This is a genomic window from Streptomyces sp. NPDC047043 (assembly GCF_040644055.1).
Lineage (GTDB): Bacteria > Actinomycetota > Actinomycetes > Streptomycetales > Streptomycetaceae > Streptomyces.
This window is the reverse complement of the sequence record NZ_JBEYVO010000023.1, coordinates 100,160-122,860: the sequence shown is the minus strand read 5'-3', so window position 1 is coordinate 122,860 and position 22,701 is coordinate 100,160. Positions and strand designations below refer to the sequence as shown.

Below are 22,701 nucleotides of genomic sequence, written 5' to 3'. Positions count from 1 at the left end.
TCCTGCCACTGTATGCAAGCGTGCGCAGCCTCGGCGAAGTTCCCGCAGGACGTACGCCCACAGCGGATCGCGTAGCCTTCGGCCACGCCGGGAACCGAGGCCCGACACCAGGTCCTCGTCCGCGTTGTCAGTGCCACGGTCCACAATGGTCCGCGTCAGAACCCGTTCACGCTTCAGCAAGGAGCCGGCAGCGATGGCCCGCCGCAGCACGAAGACCCCGCCGCCCGACGACTCGTTCGAGGAGCGGATCCTCGACATCGACGTCGTCGACGAGATGCAGGGCTCCTTCCTCGAGTACGCGTACTCGGTCATCTACTCCCGAGCCCTGCCCGACGCCCGCGACGGCCTCAAGCCGGTGCACCGCCGCATCGTCTACCAGATGAACGAGATGGGGCTGCGCCCCGACCGCGGATACGTGAAGTGCGCGCGCGTGGTCGGCGAGGTCATGGGTAAGTTGCACCCGCACGGCGACGCGTCGATCTACGACGCCCTGGTGCGCATGGCGCAGCCGTTCTCCATGCGCGTGCCGCTCGTCGACGGCCACGGCAACTTCGGCTCGCTGGGCAACGACGACCCGCCGGCCGCCATGCGGTACACCGAGTGCCGCCAAGCCCAGGCGACGAGCCTGATGACGGAGTCGATCGACGAGGACACGGTCGACTTCGCGCCCAACTACGACGGCCAGGAGCAGGAGCCGGTGGCGCTGCCCGCCGCCTTCCCGAACCTGCTGGTGAACGGCTCCTCGGGCATCGCGGTCGGCATGGCGACGAACATGCCGCCGCACAACCTCTCCGAGGTCATCGCGGCCGCCCGCCACCTGATCCGCTACCCGAACGCGGATCTGGACACCCTGATGAAGCACGTCCCGGGCCCCGACCTGCCCACGGGCGGCCGGATCGTCGGCCTCTCCGGCATCCGGGACGCGTACGAGACGGGCCGCGGCACCTTCAAGATCCGCGCCACGGTCGAGATCGAGACCGTCACCGCCCGCCGCAAGGGCCTGGTCATCACCGAGCTGCCCTTCACGGTCGGCCCGGAGAAGGTGATCGCCAAGATCAAGGACCTGGTCGGTTCGAAGAAGATCCAGGGCATCGCCGACGTCAAGGACCTCACCGACCGCGCGCACGGCCTGCGCCTGGTGATCGAGATCAAGAACGGCTTCGTGCCGGAGGCCGTCCTGGAGCAGCTCTACAAGCTGACGCCGATGGAGGAGTCCTTCGGCATCAACAACGTGGCGCTGGTCGACGGCCAGCCCCTCACGCTCGGCCTCAAGGAGCTCCTGGAGGTCTACCTCGACCACCGCTTCGAGGTCGTGCGCCGCCGCAGCGAGTTCCGCCGCACCAAGCGCCGCGACCGGCTGCACCTGGTGGAGGGCCTGCTCACCGCGCTCGTCGACATCGACGAGGTCATCCGCCTGATCCGCTCCAGCGAGAACAGCGCGCAGGCGAAGGAGCGCCTGATGGAGCGCTTCTCCCTGTCGGAGATCCAGACCCAGTACATCCTCGACACGCCGCTGCGCCGTCTCACCAAGTACGACCGCATCGAGCTGGAGTCGGAGAAGGACAGGCTCAACGCGGAGATCGCGGAGCTGACCCGGATCCTCGAGTCGGACGCGGAGCTGCGCAAGCTGGTCTCCTCCGAACTGGCCGCGGTGGCAAAGAAGTTCGGCACCGAGCGGCGTACGGTCCTGCTGGAGGCGTCGGGCGCCCCGGCGGCCGTCGTACCGCTGCAGGTCGCGGACGACCCGTGCCGGGTCCTGCTCTCCTCCACGGGTCTGCTGGCCCGTACGGCCAACGGCGAGCCCTTCCCGGAGGACGCCGGCGCCAGGCGTGTGAAGCACGACGTGATCGTCTCGGCGGTCCCGGCGACGGCACGCGGCGAGATCGGCGCGGTCACCTCGTCCGGCCGCCTGCTGCGGATCAACGTCGTCGACCTCCCGCAGCTGCCGGAGACGGCATCGGCGCCGAACCTCGCGGGCGGAGCACCCCTCTCGGAGTTCCTCTCCCTGGAGGAGGACGAGACGGCGGTCTGCCTGATCACCCTCGACGAGTCCTCCCCCGGCCTCGCCCTCGGCACCGAACAGGGCGTCGTCAAGCGTGTGGTGCCCGACTACCCGTCCAACAAGGAGGAGTTGGAGGTCATCACGCTCAAGGAGGGCGACCGGATCGTCGGCGCGGTGGAGCTGCGCACCGGTGACGAGGACCTCGTCTTCATCACGGACGACGCCCAACTGCTGCGCTACCAGGCCTCGCAGGTCCGTCCCCAGGGCCGTCCGGCGGGCGGCATGGCGGGCATCAAGCTCACCGAGGGCGCGAAGGTGATCTCCTTCACGGCGGTGGACCCGGCGGCCGACGCGGTCGTGTTCACGGTCGCGGGCTCGCGCGGCACACTCGACGACTCGGTCCAGACGACGGCCAAGCTGACCCCGTTCGACCAGTACCCGCGCAAGGGCCGCGCCACCGGCGGTGTCCGCTGCCAGCGGTTCCTGAAGGGCGAGGACTGCCTGTCCCTGGCCTGGGCGGGCGCCGTCCCGGCCAAGGCGGCGCAGAAGAACGGCACCCCGGCCGACCTCCCCGAGATCGACCCGCGCCGCGACGGCTCGGGCGTGTCCCTGGCGAAGACGGTGTCGGTGGTGGCCGGACCGGTCTAGGCGGGCTCCCCGGGATCCTCTTCCGGATCCTGCACGTAGCGCAGGACGCCCCACATGCCGTGCTCGTCGACGGTGTGCGGGGCGTCGCTCTTGCACGCCTCCAGTTCCTTGGCGAGCGCGGGCGCATCGATGCCGGAACCGATGAGGACGAGCTGGGTCAGACGCGCGTCGCCGCCCGCCCAGGGCTCCGGGTAGAACCGCAGGAAGCGCCCCACGGCGTGCACGGCGTAGCGGTTGCGGACGTCGTGCGCCCCGAAGTCGACGTACCCCTTGATCCGGTACAGCCCCTCGGGCCGGCTGTCGAGGAACTCCATCAACCGGCGCGGATCCATGGGCGTTTCGGAGCTCAGGGACAGGCTGTCGTACGCGGCGTGCAGGTGGCCCTCATGGTCGTGCACGCTGTCACTGTCGTGATCGCGGTCATGCAGGTCGTCGAAGGACAGCTGCCCGATGCGCTCCTCGCTCGGTCTGCAGTCGAAGAGGAACTCGGGGTCGACGCGGCCGTAGGAGGCGGGCACGACGGCGGCACGGTCGACGAGGGACCGCACGAGCCCGAGGACCCGCTCGCCGTCGCCGGCCCGGTCGAGCTTGTTGACGACGACCAGGTCGGCGAGGGCGAGATGCCGGTCGACCTCGGGATGCTTCGCGCGGGTGTCGTCGAACTCGGCGGCGTCGACGACCTCGACGAGGCCGCCGTACACGATCCCCGGATGTTCGCTGGCGAGCAGCATGCGGACGAGTTCCTGGGGTTCGGCCAGTCCGCTCGCCTCGATGACGATGACGTCGATGCCGGCGGCGGGCCGGGCTAGCCGCTCCAGATACAGGTCGAGCTCGCTCGCGTCGACGGCACAGCACAGACAGCCGTTCCCGAGCGACACGGTGGAGTCGCCGAGCGCACCCGCGACGGCCATGGCATCGATCTCGATGGCACCGAAGTCGTTGACGATTGCCCCGATACGGCTGCCTCCGCTGTGGTGGAGGAGGTGGTTGAGGAGGGTGGTCTTTCCGGAACCGAGAAAACCGGCGAGAACGACGACCGGGATCTGCCGAAGGCTGGGGCTCGGCTGGCTCAACGTGCGACCTCTCTGACACCGACGCGTGCACCGGATCACGAGCCCGGCGCACGTACGAGGATTGAATGCCGAACCAGGATACGAGCCGGAAGAATCACTGCGAAGTGAACGATTGTTAGCTGCACTTGCGGGGCAGACGTTGGGCAAGGCGCCGGAGTGTGCGACCCTCGCATCCCTCCGTGCGCCTCCTCTCCGCCTCCCTGCCGATCAGAGCCGCTCGGCACCCTGGGAGACGGCAAGCGCCGCCCACCGCTCGCCGGTCTGCTCCCCGTCGCCCCACACCCGACGACCGGCGGACGGTCGCCTGACTCGGGGGTTGACATGGCCACACGGAAGCGTGGAATACGGGCGTTGGGCGCTGTCGCCGCAGCAGGGATGGGCATGGTGACGGGAGCACTCGTCACCCTCGCCACACAGCGGCAGGCGCTCGACTCGCTGCGCAGGCGCCTTGATCACTTGGAAGAGACCGCACAGGCACAGCGCGACGCCAACCTCGCGCAGCAGCAACGCCTGCATTGGGAACTGCTGAGCAAGGCCATGGACGATCCCGAACTTGCCGAAGTGCTGGACACCTACAAGGAGACCGTGTCCGCCAAGAAGCAGCGCCAATTCCTGTTCGCCAACGCCCTGTACACGAATGCGCTGTGCTACTACCGCATCGGCAACATCAGCCGCGAGGAATTCTTCGGTTTTGCCCGAGGCATCCTGCAGAATCCCATCTTCAGGGAGTACTGGTACGCCACTCGTCCCCATCGGGCCACGCTGATCGACACGTCCGAGGAGGCGGAACTCGGGCAGATGGTTGAGGATCTACTGGGCCAGCTCGAGGAGGCCGACAGCGACGAATGGTGGGTGGTGGGCGAACCTCCCACCGATTGACGGCTTCGCCCTGCCTCCCAACCACGCCTCTGCGGCTCTCCCATGACGTTGACCGGGAAGTTTGGCCCGCCGATGTGCCTTCCGGGTGGATCATGCAGTCGGGCGATAACGAACTGGCAAACTCATGCGTTGCCCCTCATGCCAACAGGGTTGACTGCTCCGCGATCGCGTTCAGGGTCAACCCCCATCGAACCGTCGCTCCATGCCGCTCGGTCGTCGAGGTAGCAGCCCCACAGGGCTGCATCGCACCGCGCAGCGACAGCGCGCAGGCGCTCAGGCCTTGAGACCAAAGGGAACTTGAACAGTGATTCGGATCATCCGTCGGCTTGGCGTTCCTCCAAAGGCGCGAGGAAGTGTATCCGGCCAGAATTGCCCGGATATCTTCGAGCTGGCCAACGGGGACTTCGCCGTCATCGGAACAGATGCCACGAACAGGCTGGACACTCAACTACCCGCCGACGCCTCGCTGGCCGGGGCCGACCTCATCGTCATGGTCACACGGGAGACTCTGATCCACGCCAAAGCCGACATTCCCATTGCTGTCGAAAGCCTTCGCACGCCTCCTGCACCTGCACTGCTCAACGGGGGGCGTTCAAGGGCTGCCGGCCTCGCGCCTGCGCCCACACCCGCAAGCAGGGGAGATCAACACAAGGTGAACATCACACGGCGACTCGGCCTGCCGCCTCAGTCACGCAAGTCACCACAGAGCCTCGACGGAAACACCTGCCCGGACATTTTCGAGTTGAGCGACGGAAGTTTCGCCGTCATCGGTACGGAGGCCACACAAGAGCTCGACGACAAGCTGCCGGCCGACGCCTCGCGGGCCGACTATGAGCGCATCGTCGTCATCACACGCGAAACGCTGATCGAGGCCAAGAAGGACATCCCCGACGCCTGACCACGGCCTCTCTCGCTGACGCGCCATCCCCGGCTCGGCACCGCTCGGTGCCGAGCCTCGCTGTCCCCCGGGGACACCCTCCATCAGGCCACGGCAGGCACCGTCACCGGCGCCCCCGGCCCCACATACCGTGCCACCGGCCTGATGATCTTCGAATCCTCCGCCTGTTCCAGGATGTTCGCGCTCCAGCCCACCACCCGCGCCGCCGCGAACGTCGGGGTGAACATCTCTCGGGGCAGACCGCACAGTTCCATGACCACACCGGCGTAGAACTCGACGTTCGTGTGCAGTTCGCGGCCCGGCTTCAGCTCCGCGAGGATCGACTCGACGTGGCGCTCGACCTCCACGGCGAACTCGACGCGCGGGCCGCCGAAGCTCTGCGCCAGCTCGCGGAGCATCCGGGAACGCGGGTCCTCCGTGCGGTAGATGGGATGGCCGAAGCCCATGATGCGGTCGCCGGCCAGGACGCGTTCGCGGATCCAGGGGTCGATGCGGTCGCGCCCGCCGATGGCGTCCAGCGTGTCCAGCGCGCGGCTGGGCGCACCGCCGTGCAGCGGGCCCGAGAGCGCCCCAACGGCCCCGACGAGGCAGGCGGCCACGTCCGCTCCCGTGGACGTGATGACGCGTGCCGTGAATGTTGATGCATTGAAGCCGTGATCAATGGTTGAGATCAAGTACTGTTCGATCGCCCGGGCCCGCTTCGGGTCCGGCTCAGAACCCGTCAGCATGTAGAGGTAGTTGGCCGCACTGGACAGGTCGTCCCGGGGCTCCACCGGCTCGAGGCCCCGGCCCAGCCGGTGCAGTGCCGTGAGGAGAGTCGGTACGGCCGCGGCCGCCACGAGGGTGTCCCGGCGGCGGCCGGCCGCGTCGATGTCGTACACCGGCCGGAAGCCCTTCGCCGCGCCGAGCAGCGACAGCGCGGTGCGCATGCCCGCCAGCGGGCCGGACCGACCGCTCGCCGCCGCGATGGCGGGCAGCGCCGCACGCACCTCGTCGGGCAGCCGCCGGAGGGCCGCCGTCTCGGCGACGAAGGCCGCCTGCCGCCCCGCGTCCGGCAGCTCGCCGTGGACCAGGAGGTACCAGACGTCTTCGAAGCTGCGGGTCTGCGCGAGTTCCACGGCCGAGTACTGGCGGTAGTGGTAGAAGCCCTCGAGCCCCCGGACGTCCCCGATCTCGGTGTCGGTAACCACGACGCCTGCGAGCCCCCGCGGTACGTCGAGGGTGACGGCTGCTGACCTGTTGACGGACATGATTCCTCCCTGGACTTGATTCGACTGTCCATGATTGACTCTAACTCTGTCAATGTTGATTGGATCAATGCATTCAATCCATACGTCTTACTGCCGATACGGTGATCCCATGCGCGATCAAGACGCCTCCGCCGACCACGCCGACCGGAGGCTGACCACCAAGGAAGCCGCCGAACTGCTGGGCGTGAAGCCCGAGACCGTGTACGCGTACGTGAGCCGCGGCCAGCTCGGCAGCCGACGCGTGCCCGGCGGCCGGGGCAGCACCTTCGACGCCCAGGAGGTGGCGGCACTCGCCCGGCGCAACAGGCGTGAGAGCAGCGGGAGTTCGGCCTCGGGCGGCGAGTTGTCCGTGCGCACCCGCATCACCCTCATCGAGAAGGACCGCTACTTCTTCCGGGGCGTCGACGCCGCCGAACTGGCCACCCGCCACTCCTACGAAGAGGTCGCGGAGTGGCTGTGGACGGGCCGGCTGCGCCCCGGCATCACCTTCACCGCGCCGAAGGAATCCGTCACAGTGGCCCGCCGCGCGGTGGACGCACTGCCCGAACACACCGGCCCCACCGACCGGTTGCGCGTCGCGGCGATCGCGGCCGCGGTCGCCGACCCGCTGCGCTTCGACCTCTCCGAGGAAGCCGTGCTCGGCACCGCGCGCACCCTCATCCCCACCCTGGTCGCCGCGCTGCCGCAGAGGGGGCACCGCCGCGGCGACGAGGGCCCGCTGGCCCACCGCCTGTGGTCGCGGCTGAGCGGCCGGGACCCGGACGAGGCGTCGCTGCGTGCACTGGACACCGCGCTCGCGCTCCTCGTCGATCACGACCTGGCCGCCTCGACCCTCGCGGTGCGCGTCGCCGCATCGGCCCGGGCGCATGCCTACGCGGCCGTCTCCGCCGGGCTCGGCGTGCTCGAGGGCCCGCTGCACGGAGCGGCCAGCGGGCTCGCCCACCGACTGTTGCTCGACGTGCTCGACGAGGGCGACGCGGCCCCCGTGATCGCGGACGAGCTGCGGGCCGGCCGCCGCATCCCGGGACTCGGCCACCGGCTCTACCCCGGCGAGGACCCACGCGCGCGTGTCCTGTTCGGCCTCCTGGAGGAGATCCCCCGCGCCGCGCCCGCCCTTGCCGCGGCCCGCGACATCGTCGCCACCACCGCCCGCCACACGCCGCTGCACGCGAACGTCGACCTGGCCCTGGCCGTGTTCACGGCGTCCGCCGGCATGCCGGCCACCGCAGGCGAGACGATCTTCGCCGTGGCCCGTACGGCGGGCTGGATCGCCCACGCCCTGGAGGAGTACGGGGAACGCCCGTTGCGCATGCGGCCGAGCGGACACTACGTCGGACCCAAGCCGCCCCAGCCACTGCCGGAGTAGGACACCAGGGCGACCGGAAGTCACCTCGAGCCAACTCAGGTTAGGCTCACCTCTGTGAGTACGTGCTCAACTGTCTCCCAGGAGCTCGAAGAGCCCCTTGCGGGAACCGCGGCCACTGCGCGGACCTGGCTGCTGCTGGAGCAGCCCGGGCCCTGGGGTGCCAAGGCGCTGACGTCGAGCCACCTGGATCCGGCACTCGGCCGCGCCCTGGAGGCGGCCGCCGAGGGCACGGGGGTACGCATCGCGCTCATCCGCCGCCCCGGACGGCACGCCGACTCCGGGACGCCCACGGTGCGCCAGGTGTACGCGGCCCACACCATGCCCGGCAGGTCGTGGCTGCGCGCCGCCACGACCTGTGACCCCCGGCAACTGCTCGGCCTCGACTTCGCCGCACTCGGCAGGGGCGAGCACCGGACCTTCGACTCGGCGCTCGGAGGACGAGCCCACACGGGAGATCCGCTCGCACTCGTCTGCACCAACGGCAAGCGCGACCGCTGCTGCGCGCTGCTCGGCCGGCCGCTCGCTGCCGAGCTCGCCGCCTCCGGGGCGGAGGGCGTCTGGGAGGTCACCCATCTGGGTGGTCATCGCTTCTCGCCCACGCTGCTCGTCCTGCCGTACGGATACGCGTACGGCCGCGCCGAGGCCCACGCGGTCAAGGAGGTCCTGCACGGCGTCCAGGAGGGGCGGATCGTCGTGGAGGGCTGCCGCGGGAGCTCCGCCTGGGAGCGGCCCGGTCAGGCGGCCGAGCTGGCCGTGCGCGCCGCCGCGCGCGAATACGCCGCGGATGCCCTGAGCGTCGTAGGGACAGCCGGTGCGGCACCGCGCTGGGAGGTGACCGTCGCCCACGCGGACGGCCGCCGGTGGCGCGTCATGGTGGCGCAGGTCGCGGCGCTGCTGCCGCGCCCGGAAAGCTGCGGGTCATCGGTCCTGGGCTCCCCCGCACGCATGGACGTGGTGGCGGTGCACGAGTCGAGGACGACGGCACTCGCGAGTTGACCCGGTCGATCAATACACCGACCTGCCCACTCAGCATTGATCAAGAGATCCATGCCACACCACCTACGGCAGTTCCGGCACGCCCACGTACCGTCGTGGGTATGAGCCCCACTCCCCCCGCACGCCGCCTGCGCCTCGGTCTGCCGAAACGGGTGTTCTCGCAGGTGCTGCTGATGCAGGTGGTGATCGCCGCGGGTGTCGCGGTGCTCGCGACCGGGCTGTTCCTGGCACCGCTGAGCAAGCAGCTCGACAACGAGGCGATGCGCCGGGCCCTGGCCATCGCGCAGACCACTGCGGAGCAGCCGCAGATCGCGAAGGACATCCAGAACACCGCCCCGACCGTCGACGGACCGGTCCAGAAGGAGGCGGAGCGGATCCGCAAGGCCACGCACGCCGAGTACATCGTGGTGCTCGACTGGCGGGGCGTGCGCTGGTCGCACACGGACCCCTCGGAGATCGGCCGGAACGTCTCGACCGACCCCACGGAGGCCCTCGCCGGCAATCAGGTCATGGAGATCGACAGCGGCACCCTGGGCCGCTCGGCCCGCGGCAAGGTGCCGCTGCGCGACGCCGAGGGCCAGATCATCGGGGCGGTCTCGGTCGGGATCAAGTACGACAGCGTCCGTGCCGAGCTGATCGGCGCGATCCCGGAGCTGCTCGCATACGCCGGCGGCGCGCTGGCCGTCGGCGCGCTGGCCGCCTGGGTCATCTCCCGGCGGGTCCAGCGGCAGACGCGGGACCTGGCCTTCTCGGACATCTCGGCGCTGCTCGCGGAGCGCGAGGCGATGCTGCACGGCATCCGGGAGGGCGTCGTCGCCCTGGACCGCGCCGGTCGCATCCGCCTGCTGAACGACGAGGCGCACCGCCTGCTCGGCATCGACGACGAGGCCGTCGGCCGGTCCCCCGACGAGGCGCTCGGCGAGGGCCGTACGGCCGACATACTGGCCGGCCGGGTGACGGGCACCGATCTGCTCACGGTCCGCCGCCAGCGCGTCCTGGTCGCCAACCGCATGCCCACCGACGACGGCGGCGCCGTCGCCACGCTGCGCGACCGCACCGAGCTGGAGCAGCTCGGCCGGGAGCTCGACTCGACGCGCGGCCTGATCGACGCCCTGCGCGCCCAGGACCACGAGCACGCCAACCGTATGCACACGCTCCTGGGACTGCTCGAACTGGAGATGTACGACGACGCCGTGGACTTCGTCGGGGAGGTGGTCGGCGACCATCGGGCCACCGCGGAACAGGTCACCGAGAAGATCCAGGACCCGCTCCTCGCCGCGCTGCTGGTCGGCAAGGCGACGGTCGCGGCAGAGCGTGGTGTCGCCCTGTGGGTCTCGGACCGGACACGGCTCCCGGACCGGTTGATCGACCCCAGGGGGCTCGTCACGGTCGTCGGGAACCTGGTGGACAACGCCCTCGACGCGGTCGCGGGCACGCCGCACGCGCGCGTGGAGGTCGAGTTGCACGCCGAAGGACGTACCGCCGTCCTCAGGGTGCGCGACACGGGGCCCGGAATCCCCGCGGAACAACGCGAGTTGGTCTTCACCGAGGGCTGGTCCACCAAGGAGCCGCCGGCGCACGGGAAGCGCGGCATCGGGCTCTCCCTGGTGCGCAGGCTGGCCGAACGGCAGGGCGGCAGCGCGACCGTGGGCGAGGCCAACGGCGGCGGCGCGCAGTTCACCGTCGTCCTGCCCGAGGCACTGACCGAGTCGGCGCCCGAACCGGCCCTGACCGCAACCGGGGACACGCCCGTCAAGGAGGAGTCGCGATGATCGAGGTCCTGGTCGTGGACGACGACACCAGGGTCGCGCAGGTCAACGCCGCCTACGTGGAGAAGGTGCCGGGTTTCCACGTCGCGGGCGAGGCGCACAGCGCTGCCGAGGCGCTGCGCCAGGTGGAGACGCTGCCCCGCCTGGACCTCGTCCTGATGGACCACTATCTGCCCGACGAGACGGGCCTGGCGGTCGTCCAGGAGATGCGCCGTCGCGGCCACCAGACCGACGTGATCATGGTGACGGCGGCGCGTGACGTGTCGACGGTGCAGGCCGCGATGCGGCACGGCGCGCTGCAGTACCTGGTCAAGCCGTTCGCGTTCGCGGGCCTGCGCAGCAAGCTGGAGGCGTACGCGGAGCTGCGCCGCAAGCTGGACGGCGGCGGCGAGGCGGAACAGGCCGAGGTGGACCGCATCTTCGGTGCCCTGTCCGCCTCTTCGGAGCCGGGGCTGCCCAAGGGGCACTCGCCCACCACCGCGGAGCTCGTGCGCCAGTCCCTGATGAGTGCCGAAGGCCCGCTGTCGGCCCAGGAGATCGCCGACCGGACGGGGGTGAGCCGCCAGACCGCCCAGCGCTATCTGAAGCTCCTGGAGCGCACGGGCCGGGCCCGCCTCACCCTCAAGTACGGCGACGCGGGCCGCCCTGAACACCGTTACGTGTGGGCGACCCGCGCCTGAGGGCACGGCCGGTGGGGGCGGGGGAAGGCCGTACCCCCTCATGGATACGGATTCAGCCCGCGGCCTTCTCCACGAACTCGGTGGTGAACGTCTTGCTCAGATCCACCTTGGCGTTCTTGATGTTGGGGTTGAACGCCTTGAGCACCTTCTCGACGGTCTCGGGGCCGTCCTTGGGCATGACGCCGTCCTTGGTGAACATCGGCAGCGTGCTCTCGATGGCCGCGGCGTAGAGGACCTTGTTGCCCTGGGAGTAGTCGGCGGGCATCTTGTCGGCGATCTCGGTGGAGCTGTGGGTGGACATCCAGTTGAGCGTCTTGACGAATGCATTGGCCAACTTCTGGACGGTGTCCTTGTGACTGTTGACCCAGTCCGTCTGCATGTACAGGCTTGACGACGGGTACGGGCCGCCGAGTGCCTCCTGGGAACCCTCCGGAGTCCGCATGTCGAGCAGGACCTTGCCCGCCTTCTTGTCCAGGATCGTGGCGACGGTCGGGTCCGTCGTCATGCCGCCGTCGATGGCACCCTTCTGGAGCGCCGAGATGAACGTCGGCCCGGCGCCGACGGCGACCGGCGTGAACTCGCTGACCTTCACGCCGTTCTTGACGGCGAGGTACTTGGTGAGGAAGTCGGTCGACGAGCCGAGACCGGTGATGCCGAGCTTCTTGCCCTTGAAGTCCTTGGGTGAAGTGATGTCGCCCGCCGCCTTGGTGGAGACGATCTCGACCTCGCCGGGCGCCTGCGAGAACTGCACGACGGACTCGACGGCCTTGCCCTTGGTCTGCAGGTCGAGCGTGTGGTCGTAGAAGCCGACGGCCCCCTGGACCTGCCCGGAGACGAGTGCGGTCTCGGCCTGGACACCGGCGGGCTCGCTCAGCAGCTCCACGTCGAGGCCCTCGGCGTCGAAGTAACCGAGCCGCTGGCCGAGCATCGCGGGCAGGTAGATGACCTTGTCCAGGCCACCGACCATGATCTTGACCTTCGTACCCTTGCCATCTCCCTTGCTGGTGGAGGCGGTGCTGGCCGCGTCATTGGCGCAGGCGGTGAGGGAGGAGAGGGCGAGCAGGCCGGCGGCGGCCACGGTGGTGTATCTGGCGGACTTGCGCATGGAGGTTCACGTCCTTGTGAGAGGGCGGTGCGGGGAGATGAGTGGTGGATCGGCGGGGTTCAGCTGTCGGAACCGGCCGGCTTCCACCGGAAGATGCGGCGCTCGGCGAAGGTGAGCAGCCCCTCGGCGGTGAGTGCCACGACGGCGAGGATGACCATCGCCGCGTACACGCCGGCCGTGTTGAAGGTGCCCTGCGACTGCGCGATGAGCAGGCCGACGCCCTTGGTGGCGCCGATGTACTCGCCGACGATGGCGCCGATCAGGGCGAAGCCGAAGCTGACGTGGAGGCTGGTGAAGATCCACGAGGTCGCGGAGGGGATGACCACCTGGAGCGTCACCCTGCGGTCGCTCGCACCGAGGATCCGGGCGTTGGCGACGAGGTTGCGGTCGACCTCGCGGGCACCCTGGAAGGCGTTGAAGAAGACCGGGAAGAAGACGAGGACGACCGCCGACGCGACCTTGGAGGCGGGGCCGAGTCCGAACCAGATCATGAAGATCGGAGCAAGGACGATCCTGGGTATCGAGTTGAGCACCTTGATGTATGGACCAAGGACATCGGCGAGAAAGGTGATCCGCCCAAGGGTGATACCGAACACGACACCGGCGATCACACCGAAGACCCAGCCGAGCAGCGCCTCGTACAGCGTGTACCAGATCTGCTCGCCCAGGGAGCCGATGGCCGTCCCGTGCGTCACCCAGGTGTAGATCTGGTCCCAGATCTTCGAGGGCATCGAGAAGTTGAAGGGGTCGATGACCGTGGCCCGGGAGAGCGCCTCCCACAGGCCGAGGACGGCAACCAGCAGCAGCACACGGGCGGCCGAAACGACGATCTTGCGTCTGCGGGCGGCACGCGCGCGTGAGTGGGCGCGGTCCGGCGCCTTGACGGTGTCGACGACCGGCGTACTCAGAACCTCATGCGACATTGGCGGCACCCCTCTCACGGGTGATGCGGACCTCTTCGCCGAGGGACTCCCAGATCTCGCGGTAGATCTCGATGAACCGCGGCTCCAGGCGCACCGATTCGACCTTGCGCGGCCGCGGCAGGTCGATGTCGAAGACCTGCTTGACGGTGGCGGGCCCGGCCGTCATGACGACGACCCTGTCGGCCAGCGCGATCGACTCCTCCAGGTCGTGCGTGACGAACACGACGGAAGCGCCGGTGCCCGCCCACAGCTCCAGCAGTTCGTCCGACATCAGCGCCCTGGTCTGCACGTCGAGCGCGGAGAACGGCTCGTCCATCAGCAGGATCTCAGGGTCGTTGACGAAGGTCGCGGCGAGCGCGACGCGCTTGCGCTGGCCGCCGGAGAGCTGGTGCGGATAACGGTCCTCGAAGGCGGCCAGCCCGACGCGGGCCAGCCATTCACGCGCCTTCTGCTTCGCCTCCGCCTTCGGCACGCCGCGGAAGCGCGGGCCCGCCATGACGTTGGACAGGACCGTGCGCCAAGGGAAGGTGGCGTCCTGCTGGAAGACGAAACCGACCTTGTCGCCGACGCCGCGGACCGGCACCCCGGCAACCAGGACCTCGCCCTCGGTGGGCTCCTCCAGCCCGCTGACCAGCGTCAGAGTGGTGGACTTACCGCAGCCGGTCGGTCCGACGACGGCCACGAACTCCCCGCGCCCGACCGTGAGGTCCAGCTCCCTGACGGCCGTGTGCAGACCCCCCGACGGGGTCCTGAAGATCTTGCTCGCGCCCCGCAGCTGGATGGCGGGGCTGGTGTCTGCGCTCATGGCCCGGACGGTAGAAGTGGCGCGGGCCACAGCATCAGCCTTCTGGGCGCATGCCGTTCTTTTGCTTGCAAGAGCCTTTTGTGCTCGTTTTGCTCGCGCTACAACAGCGGAGCCGAAACATGGGCTTAACGCCCGCCAGGCCTTGACAGGAAGAGGCCCGATGATTGACGTCCTGGTCGTGGACGACGACTTCCGCGTCGCGGAGATCAACGCCAAGTACGTGGGAAAGGTTCCCGGCTTCCGGGTCGCCGCCCGCGCGCACAGCGCTGCCCAGGCGCTGGCCAGCGTGCAGCGCGGGACCATCGACCTGGTCCTGCTCGACCACTACCTGCCCGACCAGACGGGCCTCGAACTCGTCCACCGCATGAGGGAACAGGGCCACGGCACCGACGTCATCATGATCACGGCGGCGAGCGACGTGGCGACCGTCCAGGCCGCGATGCGCGTCGGCGCGCTGCACTATCTGGTCAAACCGTTCACCTTCGCCGCCCTGCGCACCCGCCTCGACTCCTACGCCGCCCTGCGCCGCACCGTCGACCGGGTCGGCGGCCGCGGCAACGCCGGCCAGGAACAGGTCGACCGGATCTTCGGCGCGCTGCGCACCACTCCGGCGCCGTCCTCACCGGGCCTGCCGAGCGGCCACTCGGAACCGACGAGCGACCTCATCTGCCGCGTCCTGCACCACGCCGACCACCCCCTCTCGGCCCACGAGGTCGCGGCGGAGACGGGCCTGAGCCGCTCCACGGCCCAGCGCTACCTCCGCCACCTCGAACAGTCCGGCCGCCTCCGCCTCTCCCTCAAGTACGGCGACACGGGGCGTCCGGAGCACCTGTACGCGTGGGTGGCGCCGTAGCCGCGGGCCCGCCCCCGGCAAGGTCGTAGCCGCGAGGCCCATACGCAGGAGGGTGCGCCGACAAAACGGTTCCCCGATGTCGTACGACGGTGAAGGCGCCGCCTCCTACGCGGCTCCCGCGCCCGTGAGTGCCCGCACCTCGGTCTCCGCGTGCTTCGCCTCGTCCGGGATCTCCGCGGAGGTGACCGTGCCGAGCCAGCCCGCGAGGAAGCCCAGCGGGATCGACACGAGGCCGGGGTTCTGGAGCGGGAAGTACTGGAAGTCGACGTCCGGGAACAGCGATTCGGGGCTGCCCGACACCACCGGTGACAGCACGACGAGCGCCAGCGCGGGGACCAGTCCGCCGTATACGGCCCACACGGCACCGCGGGTGGTGAAGCCACGCCAGAACAGGGAGTACATCAGCACCGGGAGGTTCGCGGACGCGGCGACGGCGAAAGCGAGGCCCACCAGGAAGGCGACGTTGAGGTCACGGGCCAGCAGCCCCAGGGCGATCGCGACCACGCCGATGCCGACCGAGGCGATGCGCGCCACGGCCACCTCGCTGCGCGGCTCGGCGCTTCGGCGCCTCAAGGACGCGTACAGGTCATGGGCCACGGACGCCGAGGAGGCGAGCGTGATCCCGGCGACCACCGCGAGGATCGTGGCGAAGGCGACGGCGGCGACGACCGCGAAGAGAACCGTTCCTCCTGTTGAGTTCGCACCACCGCCCAGGTCGAGCGCCAGGAGCGGGACCGCCGTGTTCCCGGCCGCGTTCGACCCCCGTACCGCATCGGGTCCCACGATGGCCGCCGCGCCGAAGCCGAGGAGGATCGTCATCAGGTAGTAGCCGCCGATGAGCCCGATCGACCAGAGCACCGAGCGACGCGCCGCCCGGGCGGTGGGGACGGTGTAGAAGCGGGACAGGATGTGCGGCAGCCCTGCCGTGCCGAGCACCAGGGCGAGCCCGAGGCTGATGAAGTCGAAGCGGGCGGTCCAGTCCCCGCCGTACTTCAGCCCGGGCGCCAGGAACGCATCGCCGTGGCCACTGCGCTCGGCCGCCGTCAGCAGCAGTCGGTCGAGGTCGCCGTGGAACCGCAGCAGGACGAGCACGGTCAGCGCGACCGTACCGCCGAGCAGCAGGACCGCCTTGACGATCTGGATCCAGGTGGTGGCTCGCATCCCTCCCAACGACACATAGACGACCATCAGTGCGCCGACGCCGATCACGGTCCAGGCCCGCGCCGCCTGGCTAGTCCCCCCGAGCAGCAGCGCGACCAGGCTGCCCGCACCCACCATCTGCGCCACCAGATACAGAACGGACACGGTGACCGAGGAAGTTCCCGCCGCGATCCGGACGGGCCGCTCGCTCATCCGGGCCGCGACCACGTCGGCGAGCGTGAACCGCCCGCAGTTGCGCACCAGTTCCGCCACCAGGAACAGCACCAGCAGCCAGGCGACGAGGAACCCGACGACGTACAGCAGTCCGTCGTATCCGTACAGCGCAATGAGGCCGGTGACGCCCAGGAAGGAGGCGGCCGACATGTAGTCGCCCGCGATGGCAAAACCATTCTCCATCGGTGAGAAGAGACGCCCGCCCGCGTAGAACTCCTCCGCGGAACCTCGCCGGTTGCGGCTCACCCACGTCGTGATCGCCAGCGTGACGGCGACGAACGCGCTGAACAGAAGCAGCGCCAGCGTCTGGTGATCTCTGGTCACGACGCACCGCCTCGGAGGCCTCGCGTCAGTTCCTGGGTGTCCCAGCGCAGTTCGAGCGCGGCCCGATCCCTGCGCAGTCGCGCGTGCCGGGCGTAGGCCCAGGCGAACAGGAAGGTGGTGAGGAACTGTCCGAGCCCCGCGAGCAGCGCCACGTTGAGCGCACCCGCGACAGGCCGCGCCATCAATTCGGGCGCGGTCGTGGCGGTCACGAGGTACCCCACGTACCAGAGGAGGAAGACGGCGACGCCCGGTACCACGAACCTCAGATACCGACTGCGTACTTCCTGGAACGCCGCACTGCGCTGCACCTCGAGATAGACGTCGGCCGCGGCGGCTGTCCCCTCTTCGCTCTCCCGGTGCGTCGGCACGACCCCGGTCACAGGCGCCCCGACACCGTTCAACTCACCCCAGCCGGAGGCGAGTTCGTCGTACCACGGATCGTCGTATCTCACCCCCTCGAGCGTCTCGGCGCGGGCCTGGTCCTGACCCACGCGATGCTCGGCCGAATTCTCGGTGCCACCCCCGTCACCACGGGGACGGCCGTTGCTTGACTGCATGCCCAAGGATGGACAGAACGGAAGATCCCCGACTCTTCTTCTTCGCGCTCTTCACCCCATCAGGTGACTCAGCCCGCCGGCGGCCGCACCAGTCCCTTCGCATACGCGTAACGCACCGCCTGAGCACGGTCCTTGAGTCCGGTCTTGGCGAAGAGGTTGTTGATGTGGGTCTTCACGGTCGCGGTGGAGACGTGCAGTCTGCGGCCGATCTCCTGATTGCTGAGGCCGTCGGCGATCAGCAGCAGTACCTCGGTCTCCCGCGCGGTGAGCCCGTCCGGCGGCTCGACCGCGACCGTCGGCTGCGGCTCCGGCTCGGACAGCCGCTCCAGCAGCCGCCGTTGGATGCTCGGCGACAGCCCCGCGTCCCCGGAGAGCACGCTCTCCACGGCCCGTACGATCTCGTCCCCTCCCGCGTCCTTGGTGAGATAGCCCCGCGCCCCCGCACGCAGCGCCGGGAACAGGGACTCGTCGTCCGCGAACGTCGTGAGCACCACGACCTGCGTCCCGGGGTACTCCGCGCGAATGCGCCGGGTCGCCTCCACACCGTCACAACGAGGCATGCGCAGGTCCATGAGCACGACGTCCGGAGCGAGTTCGGCGACGAGCTTCACCGCCTCCTCCCCGTCCCCCGCGGCGCCGACGACCTCGATCCCGGGCAGCAGGCCCAGCAGCATCACAATGCCCTCCCGCACGACGGTCTGATCGTCCGCGACCACCACCCGTGCCGGCCGCTTCTCCGCCCCTTCGGTCATACGGGCACCCTCAACATCACCACGAACCCCTCTTCATCCGGCCCGGCCTCCAGCGAGCCGCCCAGCAACTCGGCACGCTCGCGCATGCCCAGCAGACCGTACCCGGCTCCCGCGCCGGCGAGTTCTCCCGGCGAACCGCCCGAGTCCCGTACGACCAGGGCGACTTGGTGCTCGCCGAAATCCAGCCCCACCTGCACTTTGGCCCCGGGGGCGTGCTTGCGGACGTTCGTCAGGGCCTCCTGGGCGACCCTGCGCACGGCCTGTGACGCCTCGGCCGGCAGCGGTCTGCGTTCACCCGTGACGGTGACCTCGGCACCGGCGGACGTACTCACCAGCTGGGCGAGGAAGTCCTCCAGCGGTGTCAGGTCACCACGCAGCGCCGAGAGCGCCTGCCGGGTCTCGTCGAGACCGTCGCGGGCCATGCCCCGTGCCGCCACCACCCGCTCCAGGATCTGGTCCCGGTCGGCGCCCCGTTCGATCAGCAGCCGGGCCGCCTCCAGGTGCACGAGCTGTGCCGAGAGGCTGTGCGCCAGCACGTCGTGGATCTCCCGCGCGATCCGGGCCCGCTCCGCCAGCGCCGCCGACTCCGCCTCGGCCGCCCGTGCGACGCGCTCCTGGGCGAGCAGCCGCTGGGCGTTGCCGCGCGCCTCCGCGTCAAGCCGCAGGACGTAGCCGGCGAGCGCGAGCCCCCCTGTGGTGGCCGCCGTGGTCAGCCACACGTCGTTGTTGACCGCGGCGTACGACGCGAGAGCGACGGAGGCCACCGGCAGGGCGACCGCCATGGGCAACCGCTCCAGCGCGCAGACGGCGCAGCCGCACCACAGGACCAGGGCGGGCTCCTGGAACCCCACGGCCTGGGCCCCGACGGCGAGTCCCAGCAGCAGAAGCATGATGCCCAGGGACGGCCACAGCCTGTGCTGGAACGTGGTCCGGAAGAACCCCCACGCGAGTACGGCGGCCACGAGCACACCGACGCCACCCGCGACCAGGATCCAGCCGTGGACGTCGGTGGCGTGGTAGGCACCCCACAGCAGGAAGCCGAGGACCAGGATCCTCACAGCCCAGGCGAGCATGCGCCGGGGCCGTGAGATCCCTTCGCGGGCGAGCGCCTCTCGGGAGGGCCAGCTCGTCCAGGCGCTCTCCGTCACACACGTTCCTTCCAGGCGGGCCGTGCCACGCCGTCACCGTACGCCGGGCCGTGCGCGGACACGGAGTCCAGCGACTGTCCCCGCCAGACGAGGATCCCGGAGCGGACCAGGAGAGTGGCCGCGAGGGCGACGAGCAGGGCGGAGCTGTCCTGATGGACGCCGATTGCCGCGCCGAGCGCGAAGAGACCGACGCGCAGGGCGATGCCGACGATCCAGACGGTCACGCTCGCCTTGGTGCTCTTGCTCCACACGGTGCCGTCCGGCTCCGCCCATATTCGGGTGGTCCAGGCCCAGCCGGCTCCCATGGCGAGGCCGATGAGCAGTTCGGCGCCGAGCAGGACGATCGACTCCGTGCGGTGATGGGTGTCGACGATGCCGGGCTTGCGCAGCGCCACGACGCCCAGAATCACCGGGACGAGCCACCAGCGCCGGTCGCTGCCGATCCGCTGTGCGCGGAACTGTCGCACGATCACCAGGGCGACGACGCCGGCGATCATCAGCGCGTTGACGAGCCCGGACATCAGAGCCTCCGTGAGCGAAGAAGTGGATGTCGACAGCGAGCGCTGCCAACACCTTCGACGCTACGGAAATTCGCAGGTCAGCAGATCGGAGCAGGGGTGGATCGCGGGTGGATCTCCGAACTGGCGGAAATCCACCCACGGGTGGAGACCACAGCAAGGATGAACCGGCGGCCGCCGACGGCGAGGACGCCACGCAAGGGCCACCCGCACCCGACGACGAATGCCGCACGGGCGGTGCGGGTGGGAAACAACACCCCCAGCCGAAGGCGAAGCCGAGGCCGACAACTCGCCCCGAGCCGAGCGCAGCGGCTACGCGTCGATACGTGACCGGTCCAGCGTCGCCGCCGAGCTGGAGATGAACTCCTTGCGCGGCGCCACGTCGTTGCCCATGAGCAGATCGAAGACCGTCTCGGCCGCGTCCAGGTCGGAGAGGTTGATCCGGCGCAGGGTGCGGTGGCGCGGGTCCATCGTCGTCTCGGCCAGCTGGTCGGCGTCCATCTCACCGAGACCCTTGTAGCGCTGGATGGAGTCCTTGTACCGGATGCCGTTGCTCTGGAACTCCAGCAGCTTGTCGCGCAGTTCACGGTCCGAGTACGTGTAGACGTACTTGTCCTGGCCCTTCTTCGGCTGGACGATCTCGATGCGGTGCAGCGGCGGCACCGCGGCGAACACCCTTCCCGCCTCGACCATGGGCCGCATGTACCGGTGGAACAGCGTCAGCAGCAGGGTCCGGATGTGCGAGCCGTCGACATCGGCGTCGGTCATCATGATGATCTTGCCGTAGCGGGCCGCGTCGATGTCGAACGTCCGGCCCGAGCCCGCTCCTATGACCTGGATGATCGCGCCGCACTCGGCGTTCTTCAGCATGTCGGTCACGGACGACTTCTGGACGTTGAGGATCTTGCCGCGGATCGGCAGCAGCGCCTGGAACTCGGAGTTCCGGGCGAGCTTGGCGGTGCCGAGCGCGGAGTCTCCCTCGACGATGAACAGTTCGCTGCGGTCGACGTCGTCGCTGCGGCAGTCGGCGAGCTTCGCGGGCAGGGAGGAGGACTCCAGGGCCGTCTTCCGGCGCTGCGCGTCCTTGTGCTGGCGGGCCGCGATGCGCGTACGGGCGGCGGCGACGGCCTTCTCCATGACCACGCGGGCCTGCGCGGCCGCGTCCCGCTTCGTGGACGTCAGGAACGCCTTGAGCTCCCTGGCGATCACGGTGTTCACGATGCGGCGGGCCGCCGAGGTGCCGAGGACCTCCTTGGTCTGGCCTTCGAACTGCGGCTCGGCGAGGCGCACCGTGACGACCGCGGTGAGGCCCTCCAGGGCGTCGTCCTTGACGACGTCGTCCTCGGCGACGCGCAGCAGCTTCTTGGCCCGCAGGACCTCGTTGAGCGTGCTGGTCACGGCCGTCTCGAAGCCCGCGACGTGCGTGCCGCCCTTGGGGGTGGCGATGATGTTCACGAACGACTTCAGGGTCGTGTCGTATCCCGTGCCCCACCGCATCGCGACATCGACGTCGAGCTCACGGGTGACCTGGGTGGGAGTCATCTGGCCGTGCTCGTCCAGAACCGGGACGGTCTCCTTGAAGGTGCCCTGGCCGGACAAGCGGAGGACGTCGCACACCGGCTTGTCGCTCGCCAGGTACTCGCAGAACTCGCTGATGCCGCCGTCGAAGCGGAAGGACTCCTCGCCCTTGGTGCCGCCGTCGCCCAGGCCGAACTCGTCGCGGACGACGATGGTCAGACCGGGCACCAGGAACGCCGTCTGGCGGGCGCGCTGGTGCAGGTTCTCCAGGGAGAGCTTGGCGTCCTTGAGGAAGATCTGGCGGTCGGCCCAGTAACGCACGCGCGTACCGCTGCGCGTCCTGGGGATCTTCTTGGCCTTGCGCAGGCCGCTCGTGGCGTCGAACTTGGCGTCCGGGCCGGTCGCGGCGAAGGCGCCCGGCACACCGCGCCGGAAGCTGATGGCGTGCGTGTGGCCGCCGCGGTCCACCTCGACGTCCAGGCGGGCCGACAGGGCGTTCACCACGGAGGCGCCGACGCCGTGCAGACCGCCGGAGGCGGCGTACGAGCCGCCGCCGAACTTGCCGCCGGCGTGCAGCTTGGTCATGACGACCTCGACGCCGGACAGGCCCGTCTTGGGCTCGACGTCGACCGGGATGCCCCGGCCGTTGTCCCGGACCTCCACCGAGCCGTCGTCGTGGAGGATCACCTCGATGTGGTCGCAGTAGCCTCCGAGGGCCTCGTCGACAGAGTTGTCGATGATCTCCCAAAGGCAGTGCATCAAACCGCGGCTGTCGGTCGACCCGATGTACATGCCCGGGCGCTTGCGCACGGCCTCGAGCCCCTCGAGGACGAGAAGGTGCCGCGCGGTGTAGTTGGAACCGTCCCGCTCTGCTCCTGCCAGCAGCGCTGTGGACGACACGGACGTTTCGGCGGTCACGCGGTTCGCTCCTCGCTGAATTTCAGGTTGTGCCCTTCTGGGTAAGGGCACGGCTTCGGTCGCCGTCAAGAGGGTACCGAGGCCTGGTAGAGCCGTTGTAACGCCACCCTCGTCTGTAGTTCAGACTAGTCCAGGGTCGCATGCATGTTCGATCCCTCGATGGAGTGAAGTACATATCACGTTCCCTTCGAGGCATGAACCATTTAGGCTCCGGGCACGTCCTCATGAACAACCGGCAACCCAGCCGGGAGGACAAGATGTTGACAGACTGCGCGAAACCGTAAGACACACAGACACGCAATACGGCACATTCGCCGCCAACCGGCAGCAGACAGCCGGCCTCGA

19 protein-coding genes and 1 pseudogene are annotated in these 22,701 nt (G+C 69.5%); 9 read left to right on the top strand and 11 right to left on the bottom strand.

Translation table 11 applies throughout. The features are described 5' to 3' along the window. The first annotated feature begins 193 nt into the window (after positions 1-193). Complete coding sequence (locus tag ABZ880_RS32795) at positions 194-2,650, top strand: DNA topoisomerase IV subunit A (protein ID WP_361270261.1); 2,457 nt, start codon at positions 194-196, stop codon at positions 2,648-2,650. Here ABZ880_RS32795 and ABZ880_RS32790 read toward each other — a convergent pair. Next, a complete protein-coding gene (locus ABZ880_RS32790) occupies positions 2,647-3,723 on the bottom strand; it encodes a GTP-binding protein (RefSeq protein WP_361270258.1) in 1,077 nt (358 codons plus the stop codon). The two genes, ABZ880_RS32795 and ABZ880_RS32790, sit on opposite strands and share 4 nt — an antisense overlap. 351 nt (positions 3,724-4,074) lie before the next feature. Here ABZ880_RS32790 and ABZ880_RS32785 point away from each other — a divergent pair, with 351 nt between their 5' ends. The 3 genes and pseudogenes from ABZ880_RS32785 to ABZ880_RS32775 all read left to right on the top strand — a co-directional run bounded on the left by ABZ880_RS32785 (position 4,075) and on the right by ABZ880_RS32775 (position 5,500). Then, the gene (locus ABZ880_RS32785; protein ID WP_361270255.1) at positions 4,075-4,602 is read left to right on the top strand and encodes a DUF6082 family protein; all 528 of its coding nucleotides are present in this window, start codon (positions 4,075-4,077) and stop codon (positions 4,600-4,602) included. Positions 4,603-4,909: 307 nt separating this feature from the next. Continuing rightward, positions 4,910-5,143 (top strand): annotated as a pseudogene (locus tag ABZ880_RS32780) (hypothetical protein); the annotation flags it as partial. A gap of 111 nt (positions 5,144-5,254) precedes the next feature. Beyond that, on the top strand, positions 5,255-5,500 hold the full coding sequence (locus tag ABZ880_RS32775) for a hypothetical protein (protein ID WP_361270469.1): 246 nt from the start codon (positions 5,255-5,257) through the stop codon (positions 5,498-5,500). An 83-nt stretch (positions 5,501-5,583) separates the two neighbouring features. Here the strand turns inward: ABZ880_RS32775 and ABZ880_RS32770 are convergent, their stop codons facing one another. After that, entirely contained in the window at positions 5,584-6,750 is a 1,167-nt protein-coding gene (locus ABZ880_RS32770) for a citrate synthase/methylcitrate synthase (protein ID WP_361270253.1), read from the bottom strand. A gap of 109 nt (positions 6,751-6,859) precedes the next feature. On the opposite strand from ABZ880_RS32770, the gene ABZ880_RS32765 reads away from it, so the two are divergent. The 4 genes from ABZ880_RS32765 (at position 6,860) to ABZ880_RS32750 (ending at position 11,561) form a co-directional block, all read left to right on the top strand. After that, on the top strand, positions 6,860-8,116 hold the full coding sequence (locus ABZ880_RS32765; protein WP_361270250.1) for a citrate synthase: 1,257 nt from the start codon (positions 6,860-6,862) through the stop codon (positions 8,114-8,116). Positions 8,117-8,170: 54 nt separating this feature from the next. Continuing rightward, positions 8,171-9,112 (top strand): sucrase ferredoxin, encoded by a 942-nt coding sequence (locus tag ABZ880_RS32760; RefSeq protein WP_361270247.1) that lies wholly within the window; start codon positions 8,171-8,173, stop codon positions 9,110-9,112. 101 nt (positions 9,113-9,213) lie between these two features. Continuing rightward, positions 9,214-10,884 carry a sensor histidine kinase gene (locus ABZ880_RS32755; protein ID WP_361270245.1) on the top strand — a complete coding sequence of 557 codons (1,671 nt, stop codon included), beginning with the start codon at positions 9,214-9,216 and terminating at the stop codon, positions 10,882-10,884. After that, entirely contained in the window at positions 10,881-11,561 is a 681-nt protein-coding gene (locus tag ABZ880_RS32750; RefSeq protein WP_361270242.1) for a response regulator, read from the top strand. Before ABZ880_RS32755 ends, ABZ880_RS32750 begins: the two co-directional genes overlap by 4 nt. A gap of 52 nt (positions 11,562-11,613) precedes the next feature. Here ABZ880_RS32750 and ABZ880_RS32745 read toward each other — a convergent pair whose 3' ends face one another. The 3 genes from ABZ880_RS32745 to ABZ880_RS32735 are packed head-to-tail and all read right to left on the bottom strand — an operon-like array spanning position 11,614 to position 14,394. Then, the gene (locus ABZ880_RS32745; protein ID WP_361270239.1) at positions 11,614-12,666 is read right to left on the bottom strand and encodes an ABC transporter substrate-binding protein; all 1,053 of its coding nucleotides are present in this window, start codon (positions 12,664-12,666) and stop codon (positions 11,614-11,616) included. Between the two features lie 59 nt (positions 12,667-12,725). Then, positions 12,726-13,589 (bottom strand): ABC transporter permease, encoded by an 864-nt coding sequence (locus ABZ880_RS32740; RefSeq protein ID WP_361270236.1) that lies wholly within the window; start codon positions 13,587-13,589, stop codon positions 12,726-12,728. Then, positions 13,579-14,394 (bottom strand): ABC transporter ATP-binding protein, encoded by an 816-nt coding sequence (locus tag ABZ880_RS32735; RefSeq protein ID WP_361270233.1) that lies wholly within the window; start codon positions 14,392-14,394, stop codon positions 13,579-13,581. Before ABZ880_RS32735 ends, ABZ880_RS32740 begins: the two co-directional genes overlap by 11 nt. Before the next feature lie 160 nt (positions 14,395-14,554). On the opposite strand from ABZ880_RS32735, the gene ABZ880_RS32730 reads away from it, so the two are divergent. Further along, positions 14,555-15,247, top strand: a complete 693-nt coding sequence (locus tag ABZ880_RS32730; protein WP_361270230.1) for a response regulator — start codon at positions 14,555-14,557, stop codon at positions 15,245-15,247. Between the two features lie 105 nt (positions 15,248-15,352). Here ABZ880_RS32730 and ABZ880_RS32725 read toward each other — a convergent pair whose 3' ends face one another. The 6 genes from ABZ880_RS32725 to ABZ880_RS32700 all read right to left on the bottom strand — a co-directional run bounded on the left by ABZ880_RS32725 (position 15,353) and on the right by ABZ880_RS32700 (position 22,356). After that, positions 15,353-16,945: a cation acetate symporter gene (locus tag ABZ880_RS32725; protein ID WP_361270228.1), complete on the bottom strand. Its 1,593-nt coding sequence runs from the start codon at positions 16,943-16,945 to the stop codon at positions 15,353-15,355. Continuing rightward, positions 16,942-17,502, bottom strand: a complete 561-nt coding sequence (locus ABZ880_RS32720) for a DUF485 domain-containing protein (protein ID WP_361270225.1) — start codon at positions 17,500-17,502, stop codon at positions 16,942-16,944. Before ABZ880_RS32720 ends, ABZ880_RS32725 begins: the two co-directional genes overlap by 4 nt. Before the next feature lie 68 nt (positions 17,503-17,570). Then, a complete protein-coding gene (locus tag ABZ880_RS32715) occupies positions 17,571-18,254 on the bottom strand; it encodes a response regulator transcription factor (RefSeq protein ID WP_361270222.1) in 684 nt (227 codons plus the stop codon). Beyond that, complete coding sequence (locus ABZ880_RS32710) at positions 18,251-19,402, bottom strand: histidine kinase (RefSeq protein ID WP_361270220.1); 1,152 nt, start codon at positions 19,400-19,402, stop codon at positions 18,251-18,253. Before ABZ880_RS32710 ends, ABZ880_RS32715 begins: the two co-directional genes overlap by 4 nt. After that, positions 19,399-19,923 carry a DUF1453 domain-containing protein gene (locus ABZ880_RS32705; RefSeq protein ID WP_361270217.1) on the bottom strand — a complete coding sequence of 175 codons (525 nt, stop codon included), beginning with the start codon at positions 19,921-19,923 and terminating at the stop codon, positions 19,399-19,401. The genes ABZ880_RS32710 and ABZ880_RS32705 overlap by 4 nt, the downstream gene beginning before the upstream one ends. 309 nt (positions 19,924-20,232) lie before the next feature. Continuing rightward, complete coding sequence (locus ABZ880_RS32700; protein WP_361270214.1) at positions 20,233-22,356, bottom strand: DNA topoisomerase IV subunit B; 2,124 nt, start codon at positions 22,354-22,356, stop codon at positions 20,233-20,235. Positions 22,357-22,701 lie beyond the last annotated feature (345 nt).